This is a genomic window from Paenibacillus sp. FSL R5-0713, assembly GCF_037973325.1.
Lineage (GTDB): Bacteria > Bacillota > Bacilli > Paenibacillales > Paenibacillaceae > Paenibacillus.
Window position 1 is genome coordinate 903,066 of the sequence record NZ_CP150229.1, and the last position, 21,475, is coordinate 924,540.

A 21,475-nucleotide genomic window follows, 5' to 3' on the forward strand; every position below is an offset into this window, starting at 1 on the left:
TGTGAAGCGATTTCGTAGAAGACGAAGCTTGGGTGATTCAATTTTTTCCATCACGAATGGCATATTTATGTTGCTTGTCATGGTTGTTACGTTATATCCTTTTTTAAACACCATTGCCGTATCTTTCAATAACGGGCTGGATACGATCCGCGGAGGAATCTATCTCTGGCCGAGGGAATGGACGCTGCAAAATTATGTCTCCGTATTCCAGAATCCGAATCTGACACAAGCTGCATTTATTTCGGTTGCCCGAACCGTGGTTGGAACGATTGTGCAACTGTTCTGTACCGCGATGTTGGCCTATGTGCTGAGCCGCAAGGAGTATATGTTTAACAAATTGGTCACGACGCTGTTCGTAGTAACGATGTATTTCAGCGGCGGTTTAATTCCGGGATACATGCTGATCAAACAAGTGGGGCTGCTGAACAGCTTCTGGGTATACATTATTCCCGGCTTGATCGGGGTGTTCAACATGATTGTCATTCGTACCTACATTCAGGGACTCTCGGAGGGATTGATAGAATCAGCGAAGATGGATGGAGCTGGAGATTTTCGGATTTTCATGCGCATCGTGCTTCCGCTGTCCAAGCCGGTGTTGGCTACAGTTGCTCTGTTCATTGCTGTAGGTCAGTGGAACTCCTGGTTTGACTCCATGTTGTACACGGCGGGTAATCGGAATTTGACCACTTTGCAGTATGAGCTTATGAAATTATTATCCTCTGCGACCTCACAGGGTGGAACCGTCAACGTGGATTCATACAAAAATGTGACCAACATGGTGACTCCTGTATCCATTCGTGCAGCAATCACGGTTGTGACGGCCATGCCGATCGTTTTACTGTATCCGTTCTTGCAAAAATACTTTGTCACTGGACTCACCATTGGAGGGGTAAAAGAATGAAAAATGCAAATCAAAACGAACAATGCACGTTTAACAATCCGATTATGCCTGGGTTTTATCCAGATCCGTCCGTTTGTCGGGTGGGTGAAGATTTTTATTTGGTGACCTCGACTTTTGCCTATTTTCCTGGGGTTCCGATCTTTCAGAGCCGTGATCTTGCACATTGGAAACAGATTGGCAATGTACTGGATCGCTCTTCACAATTGAATCTTCAGGGGGCAGGGCATTCACAAGGAATATTCGCTCCAACGCTTCGGTATCATGAAGGGACCTTCTATATGATTACAACCAACGTATCACATGGCGGCAATTTTGTTGTAACCGCTACCGATCCGGCTGGGCCATGGTCTGATCCTTATTTTATCGAAGGCGCAGAAGGAATAGACCCTACGATTTTCTTCGATGACGGCAAAGCATATTACCTGGGTACACGTCCTTGCTCTGAGGGAGTTCGTTATAACGGAAACTGGGAAGTTTGGCTGAGGGAGCTTGATCTGACCACCATGAAACTGGTGGGGGACAGTTACGTGCTCTGGCGTGGGGCAATGGTTGATGTTATTTGGCCTGAAGGACCGCATCTGTATAAGATCGACGAATATTACTATTTATTGATTGCAGAGGGCGGCACAGGACCCAACCATGCCGTGACCATTGCGCGTAGCCAAAGCTTAACCGAAGGGTACGTTGGAAATCCCAATAATCCAATCATTACACATCGCCATTTGGGCAAACGATACCCTATTGTTAATGTGGGACATGCCGACTTGGTGCAGGCTGCGAACGGTCAATGGTTCATGGTTATGCTTGCTTCGCGTCCTTACGGTGGGAGCTTCAGCAATCTGGGGCGGGAGACGTTCCTTGCTTCGGTCATTTGGGAGGACGGATGGCCAGTTGTCAATGAAGGGCGCGGAATTCTAGAGGAGCAGGGTACGCTGGATTTAAAACCTGTTCCGGTAGAGCCCCAACTGCGTTTTGACCATTTTGACAGTGATCGTCTGGGCTTGCAATGGATGTTTTTGCGCAATCCTCAGGAAGACCTGTATTCATTAACCGAGCGAAAAGGATATCTGCGATTGAAGCTGAAACCGCAAACATTGAAGGAAAAAGAGAATTCCAGCTTTGTCTGCCTGCGGCAAAGGCATATGGATTACGTGGCAGCTACAGCAATGGAATTTGTGCCCGGTAATGCAAATGAGACGGCTGGTGTTGTCGTCATTCAGAACGATCAGTATCATGTACGTATTGAGCGTGCACTGGTTGAGAAACAGCAGATGCTGCGTGTGGTGACCTGTATAGATGGTCAGGATACCCACATTGCGCAGGTCGCGCTGGATGATGAAGTATCGCGGGTGTATATCAAACTGGCCGCAATAGGTCAGCAACTAAACTTCTACTACAGCACGGATGGAAGTCAGTATCATCTGGTTGCGGAACAGGTGGATACAAGCAGCCTGAGCACTGAAGTGGCCGGCGGCTTTGTTGGCTGCTGTATCGGAATGTTTAGCAGCAGCAACGGGACTTCATCGGATCAGGTAGCGGATTTTGACTGGTTTGAATATGGTTCCTATGAAAGTTAGTTAGATGACAGAATAACAGCAAGTAAGCTCAATCCGGTGGCGGTAGTCCAGGGATTGAGCTTTTTTTCTTTTTGTTTAAGCGAAAACTGTGGGGAGTGGGGCCGCGTTACAGTTTATTGTCCAGCTTCATGTGCTGAGTTTTTTATGATGTTAACAATTTTACGCTGAGCATCCCTGGCTTCCGGAATCGGATAGAGGACGAAGACATGATTCATTTTGGGATAAACGTACGTTTGGTGATCGATTTTCTGATCCGTCAGCAGCTTGTCGAGCTTCATATTATCAGGAAACAAACCTTCGTGAGTTCCGATAAAGATGCTGATTCTACCAAGGCCGGCGAAATCTCCGTAGATTGGACTGATTAACGGGTCATTTAGAGGTTTATCAGCTGCCCAGATTCGCCGGATGACATCATATCCTTCCACAGCGAGCATCGGGTCACGGGTCTCGTATTCAAATATGACCGGATTGTCCAGCACCATATCCACACAAGGTGATAACAAGATGATATCTTTGGGCTGCGAGAGATCATGCATTTTCAGATAATGGGCCAAGGCTAGGGATATGTTGCCTCCTGCGGAATCACCAATAATGGTGAGTTGTGCCGGGTCGTCCACAGAGGCGAGCAAATCCCGATATAGATTGAGCAGTTTCGGATACGTGTGCTGATAGTTAAAATGAGGAACCTTTGGATAGATGGGAGCAACCACCTTGGCATTAAGAGCCTGAGCCATGCGGTCCATGAATTTCCAGTGTAAAGACAGCGGCTGGTGTGTATGCGCCCCGCCATGAATGTAGAGAATGACCCTCTGTTCACGGGAATGCTGATCGTTTAATGTGAATACCTGCATGTCTTCATGGGAGCGTTCTTTGATGGAAGATGACCATTTTGTTTTAGCCAAGGTATAGGGTTTAATGTTTTCCAAGCCCATATGATCCAGATGTTTGCGAGTAAGCTCGCGTGTTGAAAAATTCTTTTTGGTATCTAACGTTGCGATATATTTCTCGAATAGAAAACTCGTCAACGAGCGTTTATGATTATGGATATACATATTCATTGAGGAATCACCCTTCCTGATGGAGTTCAGATATAAGATCTGTGAAGAAGAATATAAATAAAGTATAAAGGTTGAAGTGTACTGCAAGGTCAATCTTAATTTTTCCATCGAACCGTTTATGGTTAGAGTAAAGCATGGTATCCGTTCTATGTTATGATATTTGCATCTTCAAAAGTTCGATTGAAGGGGCATAGCGTATGAATCAAAGCATACAACAGTTTAAAGCGGATTTTTTCAAAGCGTTGGCACACCCGATGCGGATTCAGATTCTGGAGCTGCTGAGTGAAGGAGCCAAGAACGTGAATGAACTGCAAAGCATTCTGGGATCGGAAGGCTCTGCTGTTTCACAACAACTGGCTGTACTGCGCAGCAAAAATGTTGTTCAGGGAATCAAAGAAGGCACAACGGTCACCTATTCGCTGCGTGATCCGCTGATTAAGGACTTGCTGGCAGTCACCAAACAGATTTTTGACAATCATCTGGTTGATGCCATTTCCATGTTGGAAGACATTCGTAAAGAGTCCTGACACAACAAACAAGAGCAACTGGGTGTCATCACCGGAGGTTCTTGTTTTTTGTGTTAGTCTCCTGCCGGAAATGGTGTGCAATCCGATTGACAGGATGTGTGCGGGGGAGTAGTCTTTTGTTTATATTCAAATATTTAAATATATGAAGAAAAGAAGGTTTTTGTACATGAGATGGATGGGGAGATATGCAGGTTACAATGCTGCCGCTTTTCGCAAGGATCTGTTATCGGGACTGATTGTAGGTATTATTGCAATTCCACTCGGTATGGCCTTTGCCATCGCTTCCGGGGTCAAACCGGAGTATGGATTGTATACCACAATAATCGCAGGGATTCTCATTTCCTTGCTGGGTGGGTCCAAGTTCCAGATTGGCGGGCCAACGGGTGCATTCATTCCGATTCTATTCGCCATTGTGATGCAGTATGGATATGAGAATCTGTTGATCGCGGGAATGATGGCTGGTTTGATGCTTGTTCTTATGGGCGTATTCAAGCTTGGGGCATTAATCAAGTTCATTCCCAGGCCGGTGACAATCGGTTTCACGGCAGGAATCGCCGTTATTATTTTTAGCGGACAGATTACGAACTTCCTGGGACTTCGCGGCATCGAGAAGCATGAGGACTTCTGGTCCAATATGAAAGAAATGGGGATGCATATCTCGACAGTTAATATATACAGTGTGCTTACAGCTGGAATCTGTCTGGCTGTTCTTCTGCTTTTGCCCAAGTTTGCACCAAAGGTTCCTGCATCACTGGTGGGGCTGATTCTTTCGACGATAGTCGCAGCGTTCTTTTTTGAAGGGCAGGTGGCTACGATCGGTTCCTCCTTTGGCGCCATACCTAACGCCTTGCCTCAGTTTCATGTGCCGGAGATCACTTGGGAACGTATCATGAACTTGCTGCAACCCGCTTTTGTCATTGCCATGCTGGGTGGCATTGAGTCGTTGCTGTCAGCTGTGGTTGCCGATGGCATGACCGGAAGTCGACATAACAGCAATCGGGAGTTGATTGGGCAGGGGATTGCTAATATGGTGACGCCGCTATTCGGGGGCATTCCTGCAACAGGAGCGATTGCACGTACGGCAACAAATATCAAATCCGGCGCAGTATCGCCATGGTCAGGTGTGATTCACGGTGTAGTGGTTTTGCTGGTACTTGTTCTCTTTGCGCCATATGCATCCCACATTCCTCTTGCCAGTATGGCTCCCGTTCTGATGCTGGTGGCTTGGAATATGAGTGAACGGAGATCCTTCATGCATGTCATGAGAACCAAAACGAGCGATTCACTCGTTCTGCTCATTACCTTTTTGCTTACTGTATTTACAAGTTTAACGACAGCTGTAGAGGTGGGGTTGATTCTGGCTGTTGTTTTATTCGTTAAGCGGATGAGTGAGATGTTGAAGGTTGCCAAAGTACTGCCCGATCCCGAGCATAAACATGAGAAAGTCATGGCCCACATGGTTCGGGAAGGACATGACTGTCCGCAGATCAGCTTATATACGATTGAAGGACCTTTATTTTTTGGTGCGGCAGATATGTTCGAAAAGTCGGTCATGGATTCCATTCATCGTCGACCGGGCATTTTGCTGTTGCGCATGGGTAAGGTACCCTTTATGGATACAACAGGCGAGGCTAACCTGGCGAGTTTAATCAAGCATTTTGAACGGTCGGGCGGGATTGTATTGTTATCGGGCATACAGGAGCAGCCACTTGAGATGTTGAAACGAACGGGTCTGTTAGAGCGTTTAAATCCTGCACATCGGTTTGAACATACTGGGGAAGCCATTAATTATGCGTTACAGCATTTGAACGAGGAGAAGTGTAAGGGGTGCAAACATTTTGCCTTTCGTGAATGTGCTGTATTGTCGAGCGCTGGAACCGATCCAGAGCGTAATAGCCTGCTGAAATCTGGGAAGCGGGTCAATGCAAGCAGTTCTGTCTAATCCACTCAAGAGAGAAGGAATTTTGGAAATCCAACGTTGATGCACCAACCCGTTTTAAATATATATTCTGGAAAATTAACGAAAAATAGACTATGTTATAGGTTGATAGGTGAATACGGTTACATCGTTCATCAGATGAGAAATAATCATATAAACTGAAGGAGTATACATATGTCCATTCAACCGACTGCTTTACGTTCAGTGCTTAACCCCAGGTATCTGGAGTCTGCATTGAGCAATCAATATGACATTGGAACATGGGAAGAATGTTTGTTTTGGCTTAGAGGATTGAATGATACCTACCGGGTTCGCACGTCCAGTGGCATGTATATTCTCCGGATCTACCGCACTGAAATCACGGAGGAAGATGTTCAGTATGAGCTTTCGTTATTGTCTCAACTCAAGAACGTTCTAGGTTCTGCGGAACATACCGATATTGGAGAATATATTCAGAAGAGAGATGACACTGGATATACGGTACTAGAGGCGGCAGAAGGCAAACGGGTTGCTGTAATGTTTCGTTATATTGAGGGCACGGAGAACAACTTGGAGGATGAGGAGTCTTGTTACGCCTTTGGTCAATCTGCCGCTGAATTGCATAAGGCTATGGATCAGGTGAACGTGGAGCTGCCGCGATATGAGCTTGATTTGAAATTTCTTATCGACGAACCCTTAGAAAGAATCATCCGGTATATCGGTGAGAACCATGAAGCAGCAGCATTTCTCCATACGTTTGCAACAGCATTAAAAGAACGCATCTTTGCCACTTCCAGCCAAGACCTGGACTTTGGTCTGTGCCATGGTGATATGCATGGGAATAACAATGCATTTCAACAGGAGTATTCGTTTATTCATTATGACTTCGAATGGGCAGCCAAAAGCTGGCGTGCTTACGATCTGGCCCAAGTGAAAATTCGGAAACGGCAGTCGGGTGATTCAGGGCAGAAACAAAGACTATGGGATGCGTTGATGAAAGGATACCGGTCGGTTCGGAAGTTTACGGATGCAGATGAACAGGCGGTTGATCTCTTTATTATCGCTCGAAGGTTCTGGGTGATGGGTCTGGATGTTGCTTTTATCGAAAGTGATATGGGAGCTCTGGATTATGGCGAGGATTGGCTGAATGATTTTCTGGAAGAGTTCCGAGATACGGGGATTGTATCATAGCGAAGATGAATATTATTTAAGATGTATGCATGAATGCTTTAAGACCCTTCCGAGTGAACTTGAACTCGGGAGGGTCTTTTTTAACTCATATTCAAGGCAACCTGGTCCTTGTTAGTTGGAAGATGATGAAGAAGCGGCAGCAGCCGATGCTGCGGCAGCTGCGGCCATGGCTGCTTGTTGAGCGATGATAATATTCGTGATGCTGGTTGAGATCGCTGTCGTTAGCATACCGTTTCGCAGATTCTCCACATATTGAATGGCTATCAACGCGGATGAGAACAGAAGCAGCTCCTGTTTATCGATCGACCAGGCACCGAAACCTTTTTGAGTCCGTAACCATTCATTTGTCTCCGCGACTTCATCCACTAATGCGTCTCTGTCCGAGGGCAGTAGAGAAAGTAACCCGAGAGAAGGTAATGTGTACGTTTTATCCATTCGGAGATCCCTTTTACGAAAAGCTTCATTTAAGGCAATCACACGAGTCCCTGCATCCGGGGTATCCTCTCCAAGAACGAGTACCTGTGTTAACGCCTGCACACTGTTTCTGGAAGAGAACTCTGGTTTCAATTCCCCGTAGAGTTGTTCCATTCGTGCCACACCAGTATGCACGTCGAGATCGGAAAGGGCTAACATGGCAGCGAAAATGTAGTCATCCTGCCCAGTAAGGAAGCGATGCTCTGCTTTCATGCCGTCATAAAATGATTTTGCTCGCTCCACCGTAGCTTGAAACTGATCGGGTGACACCTGAGTTGCAATCTGATAGGCGGCAATAACGAGATAATCCGAGTTGCGGAATTTGATCTCTTTCATCAGATCATAGACATGCAGGGTATCTGCCAGCTTTGTGTTCTCATCCGTTGTAAGGGAGAGCATGGTAGCAATGCTAATGGCAGAATTACCTCTGAAGGCAGAGAAGAGTTTTGTGTTTTGTTTAATCAACTCTTGGCTTTGGCGTATGGCTTCTGCATCAGCAACTTTATTCTCCGCTGCATAGAGCAGGGCGGCCAGACGGTGAATCATCCCATGTTGCCATTTGAACGACTTCTTGATGATCTGAGTGTTGGAAACGAATAATTCAACTCGTTCTGCATGAGGTTGTTGCATAAGTAGACCTCCCGAATGTAGACATTTTCAACAGTTTACTATATAAATGCAAGTTCAAAAAGAACGGTTTTCAGTTCCGAATATATACAGCAACTTTATTCATTATTATTTTCCATAGCTCGATTTCATGATTAGATTACCTTTGCGCTACATCATGATCGTTTCAAACGCCCATGCCCTGAAAACTTTCCACTGCTGAGCCTCTGAGCCGTATTTCTTTGATACCTTGCTTGGGAGCGATTAAGTGTAGGAATATAAAAAGACCGCAATCAGCGGTCGTAGGTTTGATTTTAAACGGTGATAAATATTTGATTTAATTAAAAGAAATCGTATAGGCTACATTGGGATATGCCGTCGTCGAACCTGGAACACGTTCTACTACAGTGATCAGTGTCCCTGGATTGTAGTAGGCTGAACCGCCGAAGTAAGTATTGTTGTTTACGATAGCTGTACCCAGATCGAGTGTCGTATTATTGTAGCTCCAGTAATAATGTAATTGGAGGGTATTAGCTGCATTAGTCGTAATTTTCACGCTGGTACCGGTAGTTTTGGCGTTAGGGAGAATGTAGGCGTATCCTTGCCCGGCCGAGAGCGCATTGTAATAGGTGCCTCCATAACTTACAATGGCGGGATTAGCGGAAGCGGTCAGGCTAAACAGAAGGGAGATACTTAGAATAAGTGCAAAAACTGTACTAATGCGTTTTTTCATAGAATGCCCATCCTCTCAGAATAAAGTGTTTTTATAGTTTAACTCGATGTAAACCAAAAACCTTTTCGAAACGGATTGGAGCCCCTCCTTATTGAAAATTTGTTAGCGCTAACATTCCTAACGGCTATACTATATACCAATAAAATACAGATGTAAATAGTGGATCAGATTGGATGATTAGGAATATCAAATGAATTAATGATATTATTCCCATAGGGTAGATCAACAATCTGGAAAACCCATTTTTAAATTCATTGCGAGGGTGCTTTTCGAAAAAGAAGTGCAGTACGGTATGTATGATGAAGAAGATATCCAGGACCCAAAATGTAATGGTTTGGTACGAGCTAAAAAGTAGAGACAGAATGATCATGTACATAGGTAAATGAATCCAAGTGAAATACCTGTAGGCTTTATCATCTTTCATATCTTTTAATACAATAAACAATTTCCACTCGGACCGCCTGATCGCATCCATTTCATGAAGCAGGAATAGGGAAAGGTTAAACAAAAATAAGACCAGTAAGAAGTCAGGCATGTGAAGCCTCCTATTTATCAATTTTATACAAGCAGATCAATAACGACAAGTCGCATAAGACCCAAAGATACAATACGTGAGCTGTCCATAGGGGTTCCAGCAACATTCCTATTTGCTTACACAACGCTGCTGTGAATTGTTAATTGTGCTGTCTGCCATATTCATTAAGCGGTTATCCTATACCTATATGTGTAGTGAATCCGTTTCCTCACATTCCTTGTTGTATTTCTGTGGCACATCTCGTACAATTTGATGAAGCAATTCTGCATTGCGTTAATGTGAATGTGAAAATTAAAAAATTACATCAAGAAGCTGTACACAAGAAAAGGGGAGAATCGCTTGGAATCAAAGCAACTATCTAGAGGGCTAAAGCCCCGCCATGTTGAGCTGATTGCACTCGGAGGTACAATCGGCGTAGGCTTGTTCATGGGATCGGCGAGTACGATCAAATGGGCAGGTCCATCCGTGCTGCTGGCCTATTTGCTGGCCGGTATCATTATCTTTTTTGTCATGCGTATTATGGGGGAAATGCTGATTCAGGAGCCAGTCACGGGCTCGTTTGCGACATTTGCTCACAAATATATTAGTCCGCTTGCCGGATTCCTCACCGCCTGGAGTTATTGGTTCCTGTGGGTTACAGTTGGAATGGCGGAAGTTACGGCAATTGGCATCTATGTCGGGTATTGGTTCCCGGATATTCCACAGTGGCTGCCGGCACTTGCCGGGGTGCTCATCATTGCGGCGGCAAATCTGGCGGCTGTGAAGTTCTATGGGGAATTTGAATTCTGGTTTGCGATGATCAAAGTAACGGCTATTGTAGCCATGATCGTGATCGGAACGGGGTTGATCTTCTTCGGATGGGGGAATGGGGGGCAGCCAATCGGGCTGTCGAATCTGTTCAGCCATGGTGGCTTCTTCCCTGGAGGCATCAAAGGTTTCCTCTTCGCGCTGTGTATCGTCACGGCTGCTTATCAGGGGGTGGAGATGGTCGGTATTACAGCAGGCGAAGCGGAGAATCCGAAACACACCTTGCGTAAAGCGATCAAAAATATCGTGTGGCGTATTCTTATTTTCTACGTCGGTGCCATATTTGTCATCGTGACCTTGTACCCGTGGAACGAGGTAGGGGAGACAGGCAGTCCGTTTGTGCTCACCTTTGCCAAGGTCGGCATTGTTGCTGCAGCGGGAATTATCAATTTTGTGGTGCTCACGGCGGCCATGTCGGGATGCAACAGCGGAATCTACAGTGCGGGACGGATGCTGTACACGTTGGCTGAGAATGGGCAGGCACCTGCCTTTTTCAAAAAACTGTCCAAAGGTGGGGTTCCCCGCAACAGTATCGTCATTACGATCTCCTTGTTGTTAATCGGAGTTGTACTGAACTATCTGATGCCAGACTCCAAGCTATTCCTGTACATCTATAGCGCAAGTGTTCTTCCAGGCATGGTTCCATGGTTCGCGCTGGCGTTCAGTCAGTTCCGATTCAGAAAGCGCTGGGGCAACGAGATGGCGGATCATAACTTTAAGTCCAAATGGTTCCCGATCAGCAATTACATTATCATCGTGTATCTGATCCTCGTTATCATCGGTATGGCGTTTAACCCGGATACGCGCTTGCCTCTGATAGTTGGAGCTACGTTCATGGCTATCGTGGTGGCTGGATATTTCGCATTTGGCATCGGAAAAAGACAACGCATAGATGGCGGCAAAGGTCGCTAATCTAATATTCAGTAATCAACTTATATCGTAATATCATACGTGCATTCCTTGAAATGACTGGAGAACCTGCGGGTGATTCAGCATCATTCAGGGAGTGCTTTTTTTTTATCTGGAAATACATGTTTGATATAACATTCTCTAATCTCCGTAGATTCTAAGCCAGACAGTTGCCAACGAAAATGGGGCAGGTCCAGTTTAAATTTGGCCAATCTCGGTTACAAAGAAAAGAGTGAAACTTTTATGAAAACAACTTCTGTGATTGTAGTGATCACTATAAATATCCAAGGAGGAATTGAACATGGCTAATCAAGACCAGCACACCATGCAAGATCCAACGACACAATATCCGAAGGCTACACCGGAGTGGAAACAGCAACAGGATGAGCCGGGACTTCAGCGTGAGATGACTCCTGTTCCTGATGCGGGTGAAAAAAGTTATAAAGGCAGCGGACGTTTAACAGGCCGCAAAGCGGTTGTGACTGGAGCTGATAGCGGAATTGGCCGGGCAGCTGCGATTGCGTTTGCCCGTGAAGGTGCAGATGTTGTTCTGGCATATCTTCCGGAAGAGGAAGCAGATGCACAGGAAGTCGTGAAGCTGATTGAGGAGGCTGGCCGCAAAGCAATTACGATGCCAGGTGATCTGAAGGATGAGAAATACTGTGAGGAACTCATTGAATCTGCGGTCAAAGAGCTTGGCGGGATTGATATCCTAGCTAACGTGGCAGGGAAACAGCAGTTTGTAGAGCAGATCGCGGATCTGACCACCGAGCAGTTTGATGCAACGTTCAAGACAAATGTCTATTCCATGTTCTGGCTCTGTAAAGCAGCTGTGAAACACATGAAGCCGGGCAGCTCCATTATCAACACATCGTCGATTCAAGCGTACAAGCCTTCGCCAATCCTGCTGGATTATGCGACAACGAAGGCAGCTATTAACACGTTTAGCAAAGCATTGGCCCAACAGGTGGGCAGCAAAGGAATTCGTGTCAATGTTGTTGCACCAGGTCCGGTATGGACACCGCTGCAAGTTGTAGGTGGACAACCCGTCGAGAAGCTGGCCGAGTTTGGTTCCAATACACCGCTTGGTCGTGCAGGACAACCTGCCGAGATGGCTCCGGCATTTGTGTTCCTGGCAAGCCAGGAATCCAGCTATGTGAGCGGCGAAACATTGAATGCAAATGGTGGTACGGTTAGTCCGTAAGGTTTTAGATAATCCGATCATAGTATCATTATAGTATCAGAGGATACCATCTCCATAGTGGGGGCGGTATCCTCTTTTTTTCGTTAAGATTAGAGAAATAAATATTTTTATATATGAAAGCGTTCTTATTTATAACGGGAAGGGTACATGGTAATATATTCAAGTACATGTTCTTAGCTCCCAGATTTAAGAGTGCGTTGCTTATACAATGAATCTGTTCAGAAGAATACACTATGCCTAGGAATCGAAGGAGAAATTCTGTAATGGCCAAGAATGTATTTAAACTAGGTGACCCTGTCATTAGCACGTACACATCTTATGGGGCATTAACATCCATTATGCACGAAGATTTATGGCCATGGATTTTCAATAACTTTATACAGATCAGGTACGCACATGGATGGGGGATTTTTGTGCAATAATAAAGTTACTTCTGATCTGGTTTCGGGTCCTGTTGAACAATAGAACAGATGTGATTCCGTAGCGTGTGTTCCATGTTAAAATACAAGAATTACTACATATTTATATATAATCAGATATTTTGAATAGACTGGAGTGGTTCAGATGACAACAGAGCAGATTGTCAGATCCTTTTTTGAAGAGGTCCGGTCAGGCCGGAATCCGGATTATGCAAGCACTGTAATGGCGGAACAGGTACTGGCCCATCAAGTGATATCCGAAGAAGAGGTCACGGTGACCCGAACGCCTTCCGATTATGCGGATCATGTGCGAGAGATGATCGAAGCTTACGGGGATTTCTCACTTGAGATCCAGGAGTTGCTGACACAAGGGGATAAAGTCTATGTGCGCTGGAAACAAATCGGTAACCATGTAGGAGACGTGGACGGATATACACCAACGAACTTGCCAGTGATCGAAATTGCAAGTGCGGTATACCGGGTGGCAAACGAACGCATTGCAGAATATTGGATTCAGATTGACAGGTTGGGCATCGAAAAACAATTGGAACGGAATCGGAGCTGAGTGTATCAGCTCTTTTTTTAGTTTTTCATTCTCTGTAAGCGTTCCCGTGTTATAATGAACCAAGTTGTATACAAGTTACCTAAAACGTTTTCTGTTTTTTAACTCCATAATCTGAAAGCGAGGATCAGAGATGATTAAAGCAACGGAAGATAATCAGTATGTTGAACTAACAAGCCCGACAAGTTTACCGAAGGCATCCGGATTCCTTTGGAATGAAAAGATGATGATTCATGTGAATTGCCGAGGATATGCTGTGGCCCAATTTATGCAGCCCGAACCTGCCAAATATTCGTACGCGCCCAACCTGGAAGCGAAGACGTTTATGCAACCGGAGCAGCCATACTATGCCCACCATCCGGGACGGTTTGTTTACATTAAAGATGAAGTAAGTGGCGAAATCTTCTCGGCCCCGTATGAACCGGTTCGCAAGCAGGCGGATAGCTATACGTTCGCTGTAGGCAAACATGATATTCATTGGAAAGTGATTCAGGACGACATTTGCATCGAGATGTCCCTGCGTCTGCCGAAGGAAGATGTCATGGAGCTGTGGCGTGTAAAGGTAACCAATCTGTCTTCGAGAAAACGCAAGCTGAGTATCTACCCGTATTATACGGTCGGTTATATGTCATGGATGAACCAGTCCGGTTCCTATGTGGAAGAGTTACAGGGCATTGTCTGCTCGGCGGTTACGCCGTACCAGAAATATCAGGATTATAGCAAAATCAAAACCTACAGTGACAAAACCTATCTGCTTGCAGATCACCAACCGACCGCCTGGGAAGTGAATCAAGAGAGCTTTGAAGGTGAAGGGGGACTTCATCATCCTTCTGGACTTCAGTCAGAGACACTCGCTGGTGGAGATGCGCGATATGAGACACCTGTGGCCGTATTGCAATACAGAGTAGATCTGGAAGCTGGTGCTGAGCAAGCCTACCGATTTATCTTTGGCCCGGCTCATGATGAGGCAGAGATTGAGGGCATCCGTCAGCATTATTTTGTGAAGCAGAATGAGGAAGGACAGGATGGTTTTGCGGCTGCCGAACAGGAGTATGCGGATTATATTGCGGAAGGGCAGGGAAACATTCAGATCCAGACATCGGATGGCTGGCTGGATAATGTCGTGAATCACTGGCTGCCTCGTCAGATGTATTATCACGGGAAAACAAATCGTCTCTCGACCGATCCACAGACCCGGAATTATCTGCAGGATAATATGGGGATGAGTTACATTCAGCCGCAGGTTGCAAGGGCGGCATTCTTGACTGCATTGTCACAACAGCATATTAGCGGCGCCATGCCGGACGGCATTATTTTGCACCCCGACGCAGAATTGAAATATATTAACCAGATTCCTCATACCGATCACTGTATCTGGCTTCCGGTCTGTTTGAAGACTTATCTGGATGAAACCAATGACTATAGCATTCTGGAGGAACAGGTTGCTTTTACAGACAGTCAGCAGAAGCTTTCCGTACTGGAACATATGAATCTTGCGATGCGCTGGTTGATCCATGAGCGGGATGCGCGTGGGTTGAACTATATCAATCAGGGTGACTGGTGTGATCCGATGAACATGGTGGGATACAAAGGCAAAGGCGTATCCGGCTGGCTGACCATTGCAACGGCATATGCTTTTAATGTGTGGGCAGAAATTGCTGAACAGGCAGGGCATGCAGAGGTTGCAGCGGAATTCCGTCAGGATGCCAATCAGACGAATGCGACTGCGAATGAGTACCTGTGGGATGGGGACTGGTATGCCCGAGGCATTACGGATGATAATGTAGTGTTCGGTGTGAGCAAGGACGTGGAAGGACGCATCTATATCAATCCTCAGAGCTGGGCACTCATGAGCGGTGCTGCCGATCAGGAGAAACAGGAGAAGTTAATCCGCTCGGTAGAGGAGCAATTGGAGACGCCATATGGTGTCGAGAAGCTCGCGCCGTCTTTCACAGCGATGCGGGAAGATGTAGGCCGTGTCACGCAGAAACATCCGGGAAGTGCAGAGAATGGTGCAGTGTACAACCACGCGGCAGCTTTCTATATTTATGCATTGTATCTGGTAGGAGAGAAGGAGAAAGCGTATCGTTTGCTGCGTAAAATGATTCCGGGGCCCGATGCCGAGGATATTCTCCAACGGGGTCAACTGCCTGTATTTATCCCAAATTATTATCGCGGAGCTTATCGTCAATTCCCACGTACAGCCGGGCGCTCCAGTCATTTGTTCAACACCGGCACCGTGCCTTGGGTGTATCGTTGCCTGATCGATGGATTGTTCGGCCTGCAAGGTCACGCACAAGGGCTTCAGGTTCGTCCGCAACTTCCTGCCGATTGGAACGAGGCATCAGTTACGCGGTTGTTCCGCGGGGCTGAGCTGAACGTGAACATGAAGAAGGATGCAACAGTCCAGACGATTGAAGTGTATGTTGACGGTGAACGTATAGAAGGTGACATCATCAAGAATATCCAAGCTGGCGTGAATTATGAGGTGCTGGTGAAGCTGCCTTTTTAGAAAAGAGTACGGAGAACTGCCTTTCCTCTAAATAGGAGGAGGGCAGTTTTTGCTGTCAGCTTGATCAGGACTTGTTCCATTCTTTGACTCTGTACCAGTAGCTATATACTTCCGAATAACCAAGCTTGGCGTAGAGCTTTACCGCAGGTGCATTATTTGCAACAACTTGCAGATAACTGGACGTGGCGCCATTCTCTTTTGCCCAATGGAGGAGGTGAAGGATCATCTGTTCAGCAAGTCCCTGATTCCGAAAGTTAGCATCTGTAATGATATCATACAACCCAACATAGCCGCGTTCGATTACACCAAATCCACAAGCGACGACTTGCCCGTCAAGTAACAGCGAGATGAAACCTGCCTTTGTGCGAATATTGTTCAACATAAGTTCTGTCGTTTCCCGTTGCAGATTATTCACCTTGTTCAGTCGGCAAAAGTGATCCAGCCACGCTATGGTCAACTTTTCGTCAATCTGTACAGCTTGGTGCACAGGTTCTTTGATATCATCTAGACGCCGAGTCTGGATACGAGTCAGATCCACAACAGCATACCCTTTGTCCTGCAAAAGCTGGTCGAGATGATCCGGCTGAATAAACGGCGTGATTTTGAAAATCGTACTTAACTGATTGGAAGCATAGATACGCTCACATTCCTCAATTTTTTCATGCACATCCAGTGTGGAGTAGTATATGGGTTGAATGGAATTGGCACGTTTGGTATACCCTTTGGCAAAACGCAGTACCCAGCCGTCATATAGTAAGGTAGACAAGGGCTGCCAGTGGTTAAGAGATATCTCTTCAATGGTTTTGTGTTCTGTATCCGTTGTATGCGTCATATTCAACCTCCGATTTTATAATTTAATAATAATACATAATTATGTATAAAAATACAACATAAATACATCTATCGCCGAACAGTATGCATTATGATCGGAGATGGTATACAATTTGATTTGGTTGAATGAATAACTTTAGAAGCGGAGCGCATTATGTTAACGATAGAGATGCAAGGCCATAACATTAACTGTCACATCGAATACGGCAAACGCAAGAAAGTTTCCATCACGATGGACTTGCCTTATATGGTAACGATCAAAGCACCCAATGGTACCAGTGAAGACATGATCCGGCAACTTGTGGAGCAGCATGGAGATGTGATTTTGAAGAAGTCCGCTCTGATGCAGCGGGCGCTCGATGGTCCTCAAGCCAAGGAATACGAAGACGAAGGCAAAGGGAAGTTTTTGCTTTTTGGCAAGGAACACGCATTACATGAATTAATTCCTGTAGAGGGACTTACAGAAGAAGAGCTGCGAGCGAATCTGAAGAAGTTTTATTTTGCCGAGTGTAAACGCATGATTGGGGAGCGCATTGGACGTTATCAGCAGGAGTTGAAGGTGAAGCCAAAGTCGATAGAGATCGTAGATTCCCCCACCAAATGGGGCAGTTGCAGTTGGGACAAAAAGCTGACGTTCAATTACCGCCTGGCGATGGCGACACTGGAAGTGATCGATTATGTCATCATCCATGAACTTTGCCATATTCACCACATGAATCATGATCGCTCTTTCTGGCGACGGATCGGCAGCATCATGCCGGATTACAAAACAAAAGAAGATTATCTGATGCGCAATGGACGGGCCATGACGTTGTGAATTCAGGCTTAATCCTACAGTTCAAATTGCATGAAAATAGCTGTTCCGCTCCTTCATTTAAAGTACAATATAAGCAAATATGCCCGTACCACGAGACCATGCTGTATCCGTGGTGGAAGGAGTCCAAGATGGCTGAGAGTAACGATTATTCGGTGCTGGTAGATGAATATATCTCCGAGTTTGCACCCGATGTACAGGTGAGATTACAGGCGTTAAGACAGATAATTCGTGAAGCAGCTCCGAACGCCGAAGAGAAGATCAGTTACAAGATGCCTACGTATGCACAGCATGGGAATTTGGTTCATTTTGCCGCATACCAGCATCATATTGGCTTCTACCCTGCTCCCAGTGGAATTCAGGCTTTCAAGGAGGAACTCTCCAAGTATAAAGGGGCCAAGGGATCTGTCCAGTTTCCGCTGGATCAGCCATTGCCCGAGGATCTGATCCGCCGGATTGTGGAGTTTCGGGTGAAAGAAAATGTGGAGATCGCGCTGGAAAAGAAACGCAAAAAGGAAGCATCAAAGTAACCCAAGCTCGTATCATACCAAAGTTCATACCATACTAAAGTTCATATCATAAACCAAAAAACAGTCGGATGCCTATGCATTCCGACTGTTTTTGTTGTCGGATTTTTTAATCCGATCACTACTTCATTTTACTTTAGTTATTCCAGTACTCTTGCTCCAGTTCTATTCGAAGTAATACGTGACGTCTGAATTACTTGCCGTAGGAATCAAGTACATAAAGCTTGGGTCCACTTGCAAATAGATGGTCAAATCGGATACGCCCAGATTGGGAACGGTTAGACTAAACCGACCGTTAGCATCCAGCTTCACCGTTTCAGTACGAATATGCTTTTCGTCAGGTGAAGGACCGTGGATCTGGAAAGAGAATGTTTTGCCTGCATAAGCGGTGAGGGTTCCGCGTACTTTCAGCGTACGATCCGCTGTATATACGAATTGCATCAGATGATTATCCAGGTAATCCTCGTTCCCGGTATCCGGTTCTTGTGGCTCTGTTCCAGGTTCTGTCCCAGGATTCTGTGGATTAGTACCAGGCTCTTGTGAAGGATTGCTGACCGAGAAGAAACGAGTCTGATATGAAATTTCTGCTTTGGACCCGTTTTTCTTTTTCAAACCGGTAATGCGAACGTTGAACGTATCGCCTGCCTTCAGGGATTTCAAGTTATCCGGACGGAAAATGACAGCGTAGTTATATCCGTAACCATCTGTATTTACATTGAAAAAGGCCTTTGCAGGATCACTGCTAACCGGCGTTTTTGCTCCCAGTGTCCACGTTTTCTGATCGGATGAACGCACGATCTCCACTTGTACCTCGGAGTTGGAAGGCTTCGCAAAGACGTCTGGATTCAGCTGTGCAGACCAGGCTTGTGACACATGGAATGCTTCAATCGGGAATGCCCCTTTGCTTGGATACAAGTTGTAATTGTAATTTAGTTTTCCTGAACGGCTTGTATCCATCACTTGCATGGTACTGAATTGGCTCGCATAATTTTTGTTGTCCCGGGATGCGATCCCGAAGCCGACTTTCTTCATTTGCGGACTCAAAATCCAGCGGCGATGACCAAGTGCAGCAATGTTACTGGCATCCGAATCATCCATATACGCTTCGACACTTTTGACTGCAAGATTTCCTTGAACGCCATAGGCAGCATATAGATTGGAACTTGAAGCCGATTTGGCTCCCAGATCAAAAAAGTCTTTTGGCATATCGGCAGGACGGACCGGGAAATGAGTCAATTCTCCGGTAGAGACCACAACTGCTCCATGTTGGGCTTGACGATTAAGCGCAGCGTCCAGAACGAGATCCCCATCCAGACCGGAGAGATAACGATAGAAGTTGGCTGCTCCTAAAGCTTGCTCTAATGTGGAATCACTTACTACACCAGCGACGTAAGGTGCCTTGGTCGAGGGATTCTGAGTGAATGTAGCAGTTTGGTTCCTGCCACTCATCCATTGCGTCCATTTTTGACTGATTTCTTGTTCACTTCGCTCAGGCAGCAGACTGTCGACAGGGGCCGCAGCGATTGGCTGCGTTCCGAGCAGCATAAACAACAGACCTGCCAGAGGAAGAGAGAGTAGCGAGCGGATGTACCTTTTTTGAATATACATGTTCTGATCTCCTTCTAGTTAAAAATGATATGATTATGTATTCGGTGTATATTATCGACATTAAAGGTATAATTCGTTAGTTTTGTGGATGGAATTGGTGTTCAAATTCAGCGATTTTTCAGCCAGAGCGATTATAATACTCACGGAATCCTGTAATGGAAAAGGAGTTTTGGCATGTCTAAGATGCTGCATAAGTCGTTTTATCTCATTTTGCTCGTGTTTGTTGCGGTGTTTATTGCTTCATCCTTGTTGGTTCGGGCACAGTACAACTACGCCTTGTATGGGGACAATCCCATTTTGGGCATGCAGCAGTGGAGTATTTTTCTGCCGGTCATTCTTTTGCTTCTTGGTTCAGGTGTCGGGTTATATGCGCTTTGTCTGAAACTGAACAAATACACTCCAAAAGTTGTCATTCCAATCGTGCTGTTATGTTCTCTGGCCATTCAGATTATCATCATTTTCGTATTTCCAAGAGTGCCTACGGATGATTCGCAGACGGTTCTTTCACTCGCCATGAACATGCTCTATGACCAGGATTACTCCTCGTTTGAAACGGGCGGTTATTTGCACATGTTCCCGTTTAACTACTCGATCGTACTGTACCTGAAGACGTTGCTGTACCTGTTCCCGGACAACTATCTGGTTATCAAACTATTCAATATTTTGTTTTCAACATTAACCACATTCATGATTTACCTTATTTATAAACAAGTGAATGACAGATCCACTGAACGTGATTACGGTGTGTTGATCTTTGCAGCGACGTACCTGCCGTCCTTGTTCCTGAACAACCTGATCTATAACGATGTGATTGCCACAGCATTTCTGACATCGTGTTTATACTTTATCATTCGTTTTGTGCGTGAAAAGTCTTGGAAAACAATCATCCTTGCCGCCATTTTTCTCGCGATGGGCAATTACTTTCGAAGCATCGGTGTTATCGTGCTAATCGCTGCTATCATCTATATCCTGCTGAATATGCGGAGCATCGGAGCGAAGAAAGTTGTCATTTCCATCGGTGTGCTAGCTATGTTGTTTAATGTACCAACCTGGACTCAGAATGCAGTTCTTCAATCCTCCGGTGCTGTGAGTGAACCTGTTGGAGAGAATGCTGCACCAGTCTATATGTGGCTGAATATGGGGATTAATCTGGAGCGCTTTGGTTTCTGGGACAACATGGAGAGTTATCAGATCTATCAAAGGCAGGCCAACTACAATAAGGCCGAGAGCGCAGCATTGTTCAAACAAGAGATTGGCAGCAAGCTGTCCGAAGCAAGTGCGAGTGACTTGGTGCAGATGTATTACAAAAAGATCATATGGACCTGGACCGAAGGGACATACCAGATGGACCGATACGGAATCGGCAATGAAAGTTCCATCGGTGCCGGAAGAGGAAGGGGAGGCGCAATCGCAGGGTCCTATAGCTATACCAATGCGGTAACAGAACTGATGCAGGGGGATTCGGCTTATCGGACGGGATTACTCTGGATCGTTTATGTGATGAATTTCCTGATGTACTGTTTTATTTTCATCCGGTTGGTCGGTGGTATTCGTCGTAAACGGTATGACGAAGTTTCATTGATTCTGGTCATTCTCGGATTCATCGGTTTTTATATTCTCTGGGAGATTAAGTCCAGATACATCTATCCTGTATATCCGTTGTTGGTTGTGCTGTCCTATATGGGGTTCAAAGACACGTATGACTTCATATTCCATCGTAAAGGTACCTTGGAGCAATATTCCCTGAGAAAAAGGTGATCAT

The 21,475-nt window shown here is 45.7% G+C and carries 18 protein-coding genes; 12 read left to right on the top strand and 6 right to left on the bottom strand.

The features are described from left to right. Position 1 precedes the first annotated feature (1 nt). Positions 2-901 (top strand): carbohydrate ABC transporter permease, encoded by a 900-nt coding sequence (locus tag MKZ12_RS04115; RefSeq protein ID WP_339258878.1) that lies wholly within the window; start codon positions 2-4, stop codon positions 899-901. Beyond that, entirely contained in the window at positions 898-2,478 is a 1,581-nt protein-coding gene (locus tag MKZ12_RS04120) for a glycoside hydrolase family 43 protein (RefSeq protein WP_339258880.1), read from the top strand. Before MKZ12_RS04115 ends, MKZ12_RS04120 begins: the two co-directional genes overlap by 4 nt. A 113-nt stretch (positions 2,479-2,591) precedes the next feature. Here MKZ12_RS04120 and MKZ12_RS04125 read toward each other — a convergent pair whose 3' ends face one another. Then, the gene (locus tag MKZ12_RS04125; RefSeq protein ID WP_339258882.1) at positions 2,592-3,536 is read right to left on the bottom strand and encodes an alpha/beta hydrolase; all 945 of its coding nucleotides are present in this window, start codon (positions 3,534-3,536) and stop codon (positions 2,592-2,594) included. A 197-nt stretch (positions 3,537-3,733) separates the two neighbouring features. On the opposite strand from MKZ12_RS04125, the gene MKZ12_RS04130 reads away from it, so the two are divergent. From MKZ12_RS04130 to MKZ12_RS04140, 3 genes are all read left to right on the top strand, one after another. Beyond that, a complete protein-coding gene (locus tag MKZ12_RS04130; RefSeq protein WP_091038881.1) occupies positions 3,734-4,063 on the top strand; it encodes a metalloregulator ArsR/SmtB family transcription factor in 330 nt (109 codons plus the stop codon). Between the two features lie 166 nt (positions 4,064-4,229). Beyond that, positions 4,230-6,005, top strand: coding sequence for a sulfate permease (gene sulP / locus MKZ12_RS04135; protein WP_339258884.1), 1,776 nt, complete (start codon positions 4,230-4,232; stop codon positions 6,003-6,005). Positions 6,006-6,176: 171 nt separating this feature from the next. Then, entirely contained in the window at positions 6,177-7,172 is a 996-nt protein-coding gene (locus MKZ12_RS04140; RefSeq protein ID WP_339258886.1) for a phosphotransferase, read from the top strand. Between the two features lie 111 nt (positions 7,173-7,283). Here the strand turns inward: MKZ12_RS04140 and MKZ12_RS04145 are convergent, their stop codons facing one another. The 3 genes from MKZ12_RS04145 to MKZ12_RS04155 all read right to left on the bottom strand — a co-directional run bounded on the left by MKZ12_RS04145 (position 7,284) and on the right by MKZ12_RS04155 (position 9,520). Further along, on the bottom strand, positions 7,284-8,276 hold the full coding sequence (locus tag MKZ12_RS04145) for a DUF4003 family protein (RefSeq protein WP_339258888.1): 993 nt from the start codon (positions 8,274-8,276) through the stop codon (positions 7,284-7,286). 313 nt (positions 8,277-8,589) lie between these two features. After that, complete coding sequence (locus MKZ12_RS04150) at positions 8,590-8,985, bottom strand: hypothetical protein (RefSeq protein ID WP_339258890.1); 396 nt, start codon at positions 8,983-8,985, stop codon at positions 8,590-8,592. A 124-nt stretch (positions 8,986-9,109) separates the two neighbouring features. Beyond that, entirely contained in the window at positions 9,110-9,520 is a 411-nt protein-coding gene (locus tag MKZ12_RS04155; RefSeq protein WP_339258891.1) for a DUF6713 family protein, read from the bottom strand. Positions 9,521-9,859: 339 nt separating this feature from the next. Here MKZ12_RS04155 and MKZ12_RS04160 point away from each other — a divergent pair, with 339 nt between their 5' ends. From MKZ12_RS04160 to MKZ12_RS04175, 4 genes are all read left to right on the top strand, one after another. Continuing rightward, positions 9,860-11,239: an amino acid permease gene (locus MKZ12_RS04160; RefSeq protein WP_339239597.1), complete on the top strand. Its 1,380-nt coding sequence runs from the start codon at positions 9,860-9,862 to the stop codon at positions 11,237-11,239. A 298-nt stretch (positions 11,240-11,537) separates the two neighbouring features. Then, positions 11,538-12,440, top strand: coding sequence for an SDR family oxidoreductase (locus MKZ12_RS04165; protein WP_091038895.1), 903 nt, complete (start codon positions 11,538-11,540; stop codon positions 12,438-12,440). Between the two features lie 564 nt (positions 12,441-13,004). Then, a complete protein-coding gene (locus MKZ12_RS04170; protein WP_339258893.1) occupies positions 13,005-13,424 on the top strand; it encodes an ester cyclase in 420 nt (139 codons plus the stop codon). Positions 13,425-13,554: 130 nt separating this feature from the next. Continuing rightward, positions 13,555-15,933 carry an amylo-alpha-1,6-glucosidase gene (locus tag MKZ12_RS04175; protein WP_339258894.1) on the top strand — a complete coding sequence of 793 codons (2,379 nt, stop codon included), beginning with the start codon at positions 13,555-13,557 and terminating at the stop codon, positions 15,931-15,933. Positions 15,934-15,997: 64 nt separating this feature from the next. Here the strand turns inward: MKZ12_RS04175 and MKZ12_RS04180 are convergent, their stop codons facing one another. Further along, positions 15,998-16,765: a GNAT family N-acetyltransferase gene (locus MKZ12_RS04180; RefSeq protein WP_339258896.1), complete on the bottom strand. Its 768-nt coding sequence runs from the start codon at positions 16,763-16,765 to the stop codon at positions 15,998-16,000. Positions 16,766-16,918: 153 nt separating this feature from the next. Between MKZ12_RS04180 and MKZ12_RS04185 the strand changes: the two genes are divergently transcribed. Next, a complete protein-coding gene (locus MKZ12_RS04185) occupies positions 16,919-17,581 on the top strand; it encodes a SprT family zinc-dependent metalloprotease (RefSeq protein ID WP_339258898.1) in 663 nt (220 codons plus the stop codon). Positions 17,582-17,709: 128 nt separating this feature from the next. After that, positions 17,710-18,108, top strand: coding sequence for a DUF1801 domain-containing protein (locus tag MKZ12_RS04190; protein WP_339258899.1), 399 nt, complete (start codon positions 17,710-17,712; stop codon positions 18,106-18,108). A 162-nt stretch (positions 18,109-18,270) separates the two neighbouring features. Here the strand turns inward: MKZ12_RS04190 and MKZ12_RS04195 are convergent, their stop codons facing one another. Continuing rightward, positions 18,271-19,713 carry a CAP domain-containing protein gene (locus tag MKZ12_RS04195; RefSeq protein ID WP_339258901.1) on the bottom strand — a complete coding sequence of 481 codons (1,443 nt, stop codon included), beginning with the start codon at positions 19,711-19,713 and terminating at the stop codon, positions 18,271-18,273. A gap of 174 nt (positions 19,714-19,887) precedes the next feature. Here MKZ12_RS04195 and MKZ12_RS04200 point away from each other — a divergent pair, with 174 nt between their 5' ends. Continuing rightward, a complete protein-coding gene (locus MKZ12_RS04200; protein ID WP_339258903.1) occupies positions 19,888-21,471 on the top strand; it encodes a glycosyltransferase family 39 protein in 1,584 nt (527 codons plus the stop codon). The last annotated feature ends 4 nt before the right edge of the window (positions 21,472-21,475 follow it).

Coding starts and splice junctions, on each gene's coding strand:
- MKZ12_RS04120 (WP_339258880.1), top strand. CDS start 898: ATGAAAAATGCAAATCAAAACGAACAATGCACGTTTAACAATCCGATT.
- MKZ12_RS04125 (WP_339258882.1), bottom strand. CDS start 3,536: ATGAATATGTATATCCATAATCATAAACGCTCGTTGACGAGTTTTCTA.
- MKZ12_RS04130 (WP_091038881.1), top strand. CDS start 3,734: ATGAATCAAAGCATACAACAGTTTAAAGCGGATTTTTTCAAAGCGTTG.
- sulP (WP_339258884.1), top strand. CDS start 4,230: ATGAGATGGATGGGGAGATATGCAGGTTACAATGCTGCCGCTTTTCGC.
- MKZ12_RS04140 (WP_339258886.1), top strand. CDS start 6,177: ATGTCCATTCAACCGACTGCTTTACGTTCAGTGCTTAACCCCAGGTAT.
- MKZ12_RS04145 (WP_339258888.1), bottom strand. CDS start 8,276: ATGCAACAACCTCATGCAGAACGAGTTGAATTATTCGTTTCCAACACT.
- MKZ12_RS04150 (WP_339258890.1), bottom strand. CDS start 8,985: ATGAAAAAACGCATTAGTACAGTTTTTGCACTTATTCTAAGTATCTCC.
- MKZ12_RS04155 (WP_339258891.1), bottom strand. CDS start 9,520: ATGCCTGACTTCTTACTGGTCTTATTTTTGTTTAACCTTTCCCTATTC.
- MKZ12_RS04165 (WP_091038895.1), top strand. CDS start 11,538: ATGGCTAATCAAGACCAGCACACCATGCAAGATCCAACGACACAATAT.
- MKZ12_RS04170 (WP_339258893.1), top strand. CDS start 13,005: ATGACAACAGAGCAGATTGTCAGATCCTTTTTTGAAGAGGTCCGGTCA.
- MKZ12_RS04175 (WP_339258894.1), top strand. CDS start 13,555: ATGATTAAAGCAACGGAAGATAATCAGTATGTTGAACTAACAAGCCCG.
- MKZ12_RS04180 (WP_339258896.1), bottom strand. CDS start 16,765: ATGACGCATACAACGGATACAGAACACAAAACCATTGAAGAGATATCT.
- MKZ12_RS04185 (WP_339258898.1), top strand. CDS start 16,919: ATGTTAACGATAGAGATGCAAGGCCATAACATTAACTGTCACATCGAA.
- MKZ12_RS04190 (WP_339258899.1), top strand. CDS start 17,710: ATGGCTGAGAGTAACGATTATTCGGTGCTGGTAGATGAATATATCTCC.
- MKZ12_RS04195 (WP_339258901.1), bottom strand. CDS start 19,713: ATGTATATTCAAAAAAGGTACATCCGCTCGCTACTCTCTCTTCCTCTG.
- MKZ12_RS04200 (WP_339258903.1), top strand. CDS start 19,888: ATGTCTAAGATGCTGCATAAGTCGTTTTATCTCATTTTGCTCGTGTTT.